Origin of the sequence: Phenylobacterium sp. (assembly GCF_031425575.1) — a bacterium.
Taxonomy (GTDB): Bacteria; Pseudomonadota; Alphaproteobacteria; order Caulobacterales; family Caulobacteraceae; genus Phenylobacterium.
Window position 1 is genome coordinate 1 of the sequence record NZ_JANPJP010000208.1, and the last position, 7703, is coordinate 7703.

Below are 7703 nucleotides of genomic sequence, written 5' to 3' on the forward strand. Positions count from 1 at the left end.
TCAGCCACGCCCAGAAGCTGGGCTATGCGACCCTGGCCATCGACGCGCCCGGCCACGGCGACCGGATCACCCGCGAGCAGGCGGAAAAGGCGCGCGCCGCCGCCGCCGAGGCCGGCCGCAAGGCCCAGCAGGGCGAACGTCCCCAGGCGGCGGCCCGGCCGACCCGTGACGCCGGCGTGGCGCTCAAGCATGTGGCCGAGTGGAAAGCCGCCCTGGACGCCGCCCAGGGCCTCGACCTCGTCGGCGCCGGCCAGCCGGTGGGCTATTGGGGCGTCTCCATGGGGACCCGCTTCGGCGTGCCGTTCGTGGCGGAGGAGCCCCGCATCTCCGCGGCCATCTTCGGCCTGTTCGGCGCCTTCCCCGGCCTGGAGGACCACAAGGCCGCCGCCGAGGCCATCCGCATCCCGCTGATGTTCGTCTACCAGTGGGAGGACGAGCTGATGACCCGCGAACAGGGCCTGGCCCTGTTCAACGCTTTCGGCTCGACCGAGAAGACCATGCACATCAACCCCGGCCGCCACGTGGAGATCCCGGCCCACGAGCGCGACGGGTGGCTCGCCTTCTGGGAGCGCCATCTGGGCCGAGCCTAGCCCTCGGTCCGGACCCGAGCCACGGCGTCCAGCCAGCGGGCGTAGGCGGCTTCGCGGCCGTGGCCGTCCAGCTTGGGGTCGTGGCGTTCGGTGGCCGGCCGCGCCGCGGCGGCGTCCTCGACGGTGGCGTAGACCCCTGCCCCCAGCCCCGCGAACAGGGCAGCGCCGAGCGCCGTCGTCTCCTGATAGGTGGCGCGCCCCACGGGCACGCCGGTGAGGTCGGCCAGGCGCTGGCTGAACCAGGACGACCGCGACATGCCGCCGTCGATGCGGATCTCCACGGCCGCGCCGAAGGCGGTCGGGGCGTCGGCGCGCATAGCCTCCACCAGGTCACGGGTCTGCAGGGCGCAGGCGTCGAAGGCGGCCTGCGCGATTTCCGCCAGTGTGGTGTCGCGGGTCAGGCCGAACAGCGCCCCGCGCGCCTCGGCGTCCCACCAGGGCGCACCCAGGCCGGTGAAGGCCGGCACCATGACCACGCCGTGGTCGTCCTTGGCGGTCTGGGCCAGGGCCTCGATCGCCGAACCCCCGCCGGGGACGTTCAGGCCCTCATTGATCCATTGCAGGGCCGCGCCGGCGATGAAGATCGAGCCCTCCAGCGCATAGGTCGTCTTGCCGTTCAGGCGGGCGGCCACGGTGGTCAGCAGCTTGGCCCGCGACAGCGGCGCGGTCTCGCCGGTATTGACCAGCATGAAGCAACCGGTGCCGTAGGTGGCCTTCATCTCTCCGGGCCTGATGCAGCCTTGCCCCATCAGGGCGGCCTGTTGGTCCCCGGCCACGCCGCGGATCGGGATGGCGCGGCCCAGCAGGGCGGCGTCGGTCTGGCCATAGTCGGCGGCGCAGTCGCGCACGTCAGGGAGCAGGGCCGCCGGCACGTCCAGCAGGTCCAGCATCTCCTTCGACCAGCGCTGCTTCTTGATGTCGAACAGCAGGGTGCGCGAGGCGTTGGTGGCGTCGGTGGCGTGAACCCTCCCCCCCGTCAGCTTCCAGATGACCCAGGTGTCCATCGTGCCCATCAGCAGCTCGCCGGCCTGGGCCCTGGCCCGCGCGCCGGGGATATCCCCCAGCAGCCAGGCGATCTTGGTGCCGGAGAAATAGGGGTCCAGCAGCAGGCCGGTGATCTCGGTGACACGGGCCTCATGACCAGCGCGGCGCAGCTGTTCGCAGGTGGCGGCGGTCCGGCGGTCCTGCCAGACGATGGCGCGGTGGATGGGTTCGCCGGTGGCCTTGTCCCAGATCACCACGGTCTCACGCTGGTTGGTGACCCCGATGGCGGTGACGTCGCCGATGGGCCGCCCGGACGTCTCGATCGCCTCCCTGATCACCGCGACGCTGGTGGCGAAGATCTCGCCCGCGTCATGCTCCACCCAGCCGTCGGCGGGATAGAACTGCTCCAGCGGCCGTCCGGCCTCGGCCAGGGCGCGGCCTTGCGCGTCGAAGAGGATGGCCCGGGTAGAGGTGGTCCCCTGGTCCAGGGCCAGGATCAAAGGTTCGGCCATTTCGCCCCCCGCACTTAAACAAGCTGCACGCCAGATTTGTGGTTGGCGGCTTGTAACCATGTTTTCATACGGGTCTGAGCAGAATCAGCCCGCAACGATTCCCAGCAAGGAAACGGGTTTGAGCGTCGCCGCCAAGTCGGAAGAGATACTGGGTCTGGCCAGGAGCCGCGCGGTCCAGGACCGCGAGCGCCTGCTGCTGGCCATCGTCGACCTCTGCGACGCCGGCGAAGGCGCCGAGGCGGTGATGAGTTCAGGGCCGGTCCAGGCCCTGCTCTCCTCCATCTTCATGAGCCTGGTGGTGGAGGCCGAGCGGGATATCCGCAAGCGCCTGGCCGAGAAGCTGGCCACCGCCGCCTGGGCGCCCGCGGCCCTTATCAATGTGCTGGCCCTCGATGACATCGAGATCGCCCGGCCGATCATCAGTTCCAGCCCGGTCCTGCAGGATCCCGACCTGGTGCGCCTGCTCACCGAAGCCACGATCGAGCACCAGATCGAGGTGGCCCGCCGGCCCAATCTCGGCCCGCCCGTGGTCTCCGCCATCCTGCAGCAGAACGAGCCGGCGGTGCTGACCGCCCTGGCCGGCAATCTCGCCGCCCAGATCGGAAACAGCGAACTTGCCGCCCTGGTCCAGGCGTCGCGGCGGATCGTGTCCCTGCGCTCGCCCTGCGCCCACCATCCGGGACTGAGCGACGACCTGGCGCGCCAGCTCTACATCTGGGTGGGCCAGGCCCTGCGCCAGTCGCTCACCGCCCGCTTCCGCCTAGATCCCGAGGCGATGGACGCCGCCATCGCCGAATCGGTTCGCGAGGCTCACGGTGGGATCGTCTCGGAGCATCCCGAACAGCAGGAGGTCTGGGAGCGCGAAGGCGAGAAGGAGGAGATGGAGCGCCGGCTGCTGGCCAAGCTCGACATCGCCGGCCAGCTGCGTCCCGGCTACCTGCTGCGCGCCCTGCGCGAGCAGAAGCTGTCCCTGTTCATCGGCGGCCTGGCGACCCTCGGCCGCTTCGACCCCGAGCACGTGCGCCGCTCGGTCGATTCCGACCGGCCCGAGCTGCTGGCCCTGGCCTGCGCCGCCGTCGGCATCGACCGCAGCGTCTTCCCGACCATCCTGGGCCTCGTCCGCGAGCTGAACGGCGGCAAGCCCGGCGGCGGCCAGGAGGGCGAACGCCGGGCCGGAGGCGCCTTTGGCCCCTTCGCGCCGGACATCGCCAACGCCGCGTTCCGCCAGGCGGCCGGCAAGGTTTGACAAGACCCGCGTTTCTCGCGCACCTCGCCGCATGTTCAAGGCGCAGCCCTTCGTGACCCGCCTCGCCTTTCTGGCCAGCGACCGCCCCGAGGCCCAGGAGGCCCAGGAGGCCCTGATCGCCCGCTATGGCGAGGTCCCGATGGCCGAGGCCCAGGTCGTCGTGGCCCTGGGCGGCGACGGCTTCATGCTGGAAACCCTGCACGATCAGATGCGCGGCGGCCACAAGCCGATCTACGGCATGAACCGCGGCTCGGTCGGTTTCCTGATGAACGAGTACAGCGAGGACGGCCTGCTGGAGCGGATCAATGTCGCCGAGAAGGCGGTGATCCACCCCCTGACCATGACCGCCGTCGATGTGCACGGAAAGCCGCACATGGCCTTGGCGATCAATGAGGTTTCACTGCTTCGCCAGACGCGGCAGACCGCCAAGCTGCGCATCTCCATCGACGGCAAGGTGCGGCTGAACGAGCTGTCCTGCGACGGGGCCATGGTGGCGACCCCGGCCGGCTCGACGGCCTACAACCTGTCGGCCCACGGACCGATCATCCCCCTCGACGCCAAGGTCCTGGCCCTAACGCCGATCAGCGCTTTCCGCCCGCGACGCTGGCGCGGCGCCCTGCTGGCCCACACCGCCAAGGTGAGCTTCGAGATTCTGGAGGCCGACAAGCGGCCGGTCAGCGCCGTGGCCGACAACCTGGAGGTCCGCGACGTCCTGGAGGTCCATATCGCCGAGGATCGGAAGATCAGCATGTACATGCTGTTCGACGCCGGACGCAGCCTGGAAGAACGCATGCTGGCCGAGCAATTCGCGGTCTAGGGTGGTGGGCGAGATCTTGGCGGAAAGCTGGCTCGATCTTCCCGATCACGCTCTGCGCGGGCATCTCGCCGCACCCCCGCCTCATTCGTTGTTAACGCCTGCGGTCTAGGTTTCTGTGGACTGAGTGCAGGAGCCGAGTCGTGAGCCAAGAGAATTCCGGTCAGGTGATCCAGGTCCCCAACACGCTTCGCCTGAAGGTCGGGGGCCGGTTCGGCGCGATCGATCCGGCCGCCATCGCCAAGGCCGAAGCCGCCCTGAAAAGCCTCTCGGGCAACTTCTCTCAGTGGCTGAACGACGAGGTCACCAAGCTCGAAGCTGCGCGCCAGCGCGTGAAGACCGAGGGCATGAACCCCGAGACCATGGAATTCCTCTACCTGCGCGCCCACGACCTGAAAGGCCTGGGCACCACCTACGAATTCCCGCTGATCACCCGCATCGGCGCCTCGCTGTGCTGGCTGATCGACGACAAGGACAAGCGCATGCAGGCGCCGATCGCCCTGATCGACGCCCACATCGACGCCATCAAGGCCGCCGTCCGCGACGACATCAAGACCGATGAACATCCTGTGGGTAAGGCGCTGATCGAAGCGCTGGAATCCAAGGTCCGCGAAACCGGGCTTTAGGCCAAGAGTCCTTCTCCCCTTGCGGGAGAAGGATTAGCGCTTACATCACATTGGCCAGCGGTTCGGCGACGATGCCGTAGCCGGCTTCAGCCGGCAGGGTCAGGACTCGGCCTTCTGGGCGATCCTCGATCTTCGGCAGGACTGTGACCAGGGTGCGCCCTTGCGCGCGCGCCACGCAGTCGGCGGCGCTGGTCGCCTCGGCCAGCAGTTGCACGTTCATGCGCGTGGGGAAGATCACCTTGCGCGCACCGGCGTCCGCCAGGCGAAGCACCTCCTTGGGCTCGATCCATTCGGCGTCCACCGTCTCGCGGCCGTCGCAGGCGGCGAGCTGGTCGGCCGGCGCCAGGGCCGCATAGAACCATGTGTCGAAACGCTTGGGGGTCAGGGGCGGGGTGATCCATCGCGCGAAGACGGTCAGCGCGTGCAGGTCCAGCTTGGCGTCCAGGTCCCTCACCACGTCCAGGAAGGCCATCTCGCCGCGATCGACCGCCTGGCGCACGTTCATCGGGGCGATCTGATCGCCCATCGGCGAGCCGTCGGTGTGGGACGCCAACAGGATCCCCGCCTCCTCGAACACCTCGCGGATGGCGGCGATCCGCAGGCCCCGCTGCTCGGCGTCGAAGTCGGCATGGCCCAGGGTGTGGCCGGCCCAGGCGGGATCATGGTCGCCGGCGTGGGACTTGCCGCCCGGAAACACCAGGGCGCCGGAGGCGAAGTCGATCTGGTGATGGCGCTTGACCATCAGCACCTCGAAGGCCGGGTCGTCGCGCAGCAGCAGGATGGTGGCGGCGGGCTTGATGTCCGCGTCGGGGGCGATATCGGTCATGCCGCCAGCTTGGGCGCCGCGGGCGCCGCAAGCAAGTGCGCTGTTAGGCGCTCTCGGACAGCCGCACGCTCTTGCGGGCCTCGTGAGTGATGCGGTCCATCTTCTCCAACAGGTATTCGACGTCCTCGCGGGCGGCGTTGGCGGGCTGGGTGAGGAACCGCTGCAGCATGCGCTCCTGGAACCGCTCGCGGTCCCGGGCGCCGCCGTCGAACTCCATGGAATGGAAGGTGTCCACCCCGGCGCGGAAGGCGGGGAACAGGCGGGCCGGCAGCCCTGCCCGCTCATAGATGGCGCGCAGGCCCAGCGGGCCCGCGTCGTGGATCATCAGCCAGGTGCGGTGGTGCGGGACGCTGGCCAGTTCGGCCAGGCTCCACTCGAAGAAGGTCATGTGGCCGTGGGCCAGGGACCGCAGCAACAGCGAGGCGTTGAGCCGCTCGTGCTTATGCAGGTGGGCCACGAAGCTCTTCACGTCCGGCGCGCGGCCGGCCTGGTCCACGAGGTCGATGGTGGCCCGCTCCTTGGCCCCCATGGCGATCTCGAGCGCCAGGTCCGGCGACAGGGCGTGGTGGTTCAGCAGGTGGTCGCGGACCTCCTCGCTCACCAGGTCGATCAGCTTCTCGGTGATCGCCAGCGGCAGGGCCGCGCGATAGGCGACCGCGGCCAGGACCCGCTCGGACTTTTCGAAGCGCTCGATGACCTTGGCCAGCGCCCGGTCGGCGAAGTCGGCGTTGTCGTTGGCGCAGGCGGCTTCCACCGCACGCTCGACCCCATACTCGACGATGGCGTTGGTGACGGTCTGGGAGACCCGGGGGCGTTTGGCGATCACCACCTGGCGGACTGGTCCGCCCAGGCGCACGATCTCGGCCAGGTCCTCGTCGGTGAACACCGGCGACGAGGACAGCATCGGCAGGGAAATGCTCTCGACGTCCTTGGCCAGCCGCAGGGCGACGTCGCGCGGCACGATGGTGGAATTCTTCAGGGTGACGGCGAGCGCCCGGCGGACCAGCTCGCCGGCGTCGGCGGCCATGACCCGCAGAATCTCCTGGGCCTGGACGCGCTCCTCGTCCGACAGCTCGTAGCGGTCGATGTTCCGGCACAGCTTGTGGGCCGCCACGGCCCGCTCGTCCGGAGTCGCGCCCTTCACCAGGGTGCGAATGTCTTCATCCGTCAGCGCCGCCCGCGTGGTCGCCATACTGCACCTGTCCCCGCCCCGGAATCACCGGAGTCCTTCACCGTTATAATGGCTGGTTAGGCTTAATGATCGGTTGCCTGCGTCGCAGGTTGGGAAGCTGTGGATTAACCCTGGCCGGTAACTTCGCGCCAACCCTGAACCACTACCTTGCGTGGCGATATCTCCCCCAGAGGCGCCCCATGGCCACGACCCAAGATGATCGGACGGCCGAGCCTATGCGGGGCGGCCAATCGGCGACACAGCAGGCTTTGGAGGCCCAGACGGCCCTCCTGCCCTACGCCCTGGCGGTCTTCGCCGTCAGCCTTCCGGCCTATGTCTGGGCCGGCAGCCACGCGGTGAACGCCGTCTGGATGACCGGCACCTTCGCGATTTTCGCCGGCGCCTGGGGCGCGTTCTACGGCGTGGTTAACTGGTTGAAGAACCCCGACAACGCCGCCAACACCGTTCAGCGGGGGCGTATCCAAATCCTATCGGCCCTGATCTGGGCGCTCGCGGTGGCGCAGATCGCCGCCTTCTCCGACGGCGCGGGTCCGGCCCGCGAGCCGCTGCTGATGACGGCGCTGGCCGCAGCGGTGGTGATCATCTTCTTCGCCTCCCCCTGGTTGCCCAGCCTGCTGATCGTCGGACCCTCCGCCGCCGCCGGCCCGCTGATCGCGCTGTTTTCCCGTCCCGACGACAATGACCTGGCCAGCAACGCCTGGGGGGCCGTCGCGCTGGCCATGGCGCTGGCCCTGATCCTCAACCGCATCCTGCGCCGGCAGTTCTCCCTGGCCGCCGAGCGCGAGATCCTGATCGCCGACCGGGCGGGCAAGGTGGAAGAGGCCAGGCGCCTGGCCCAGTCCAAGTCCGACCTGGTGGCGACGCTGAGCCATGAGATCCGCAACGGCCTGACCGGGGTCGCCCACGTCCTGGC

7 protein-coding genes and 1 pseudogene are annotated in these 7703 nt (G+C 69.2%); 5 read left to right on the forward strand and 3 right to left on the reverse strand.

The features are described 5' to 3' along the window. Nucleotides 1-590: hypothetical protein (locus RMO97_RS11880; protein ID WP_310541282.1), on the forward strand; the 590-nt coding region annotated here is incomplete at its 5' end. Here the strand turns inward: RMO97_RS11880 and glpK are convergent. Then, on the reverse strand, nucleotides 587-2086 hold the full coding sequence (gene glpK / locus RMO97_RS11885) for a glycerol kinase GlpK (RefSeq protein WP_310541283.1): 1500 nt from the start codon (nucleotides 2084-2086) through the stop codon (nucleotides 587-589). The genes RMO97_RS11880 and glpK overlap by 4 nt on opposite strands. A gap of 118 nt (nucleotides 2087-2204) precedes the next feature. Here glpK and RMO97_RS11890 point away from each other — a divergent pair, with 118 nt between their 5' ends. From RMO97_RS11890 to RMO97_RS11900, 3 genes are all read left to right on the forward strand, one after another. Beyond that, a complete protein-coding gene (locus RMO97_RS11890; RefSeq protein ID WP_310541284.1) occupies nucleotides 2205-3332 on the forward strand; it encodes a DUF2336 domain-containing protein in 1128 nt (375 codons plus the stop codon). A 31-nt stretch (nucleotides 3333-3363) separates the two neighbouring features. Then, entirely contained in the window at nucleotides 3364-4149 is a 786-nt protein-coding gene (locus RMO97_RS11895; RefSeq protein WP_310541285.1) for an NAD kinase, read from the forward strand. Between the two features lie 140 nt (nucleotides 4150-4289). Next, nucleotides 4290-4772 (forward strand): Hpt domain-containing protein, encoded by a 483-nt coding sequence (locus tag RMO97_RS11900; RefSeq protein ID WP_310541286.1) that lies wholly within the window; start codon nucleotides 4290-4292, stop codon nucleotides 4770-4772. Between the two features lie 40 nt (nucleotides 4773-4812). Here the strand turns inward: RMO97_RS11900 and RMO97_RS11905 are convergent, their stop codons facing one another. Further along, nucleotides 4813-5598 (reverse strand): NUDIX hydrolase, encoded by a 786-nt coding sequence (locus tag RMO97_RS11905; RefSeq protein ID WP_310541287.1) that lies wholly within the window; start codon nucleotides 5596-5598, stop codon nucleotides 4813-4815. 43 nt (nucleotides 5599-5641) lie between these two features. Beyond that, nucleotides 5642-6790: a pole-localized protein SpbR gene (spbR, locus tag RMO97_RS11910; RefSeq protein WP_310541288.1), complete on the reverse strand. Its 1149-nt coding sequence runs from the start codon at nucleotides 6788-6790 to the stop codon at nucleotides 5642-5644. A gap of 179 nt (nucleotides 6791-6969) precedes the next feature. Here spbR and RMO97_RS11915 point away from each other — a divergent pair. After that, nucleotides 6970-7703, forward strand: a pseudogene (locus tag RMO97_RS11915) (response regulator); the annotation flags it as partial.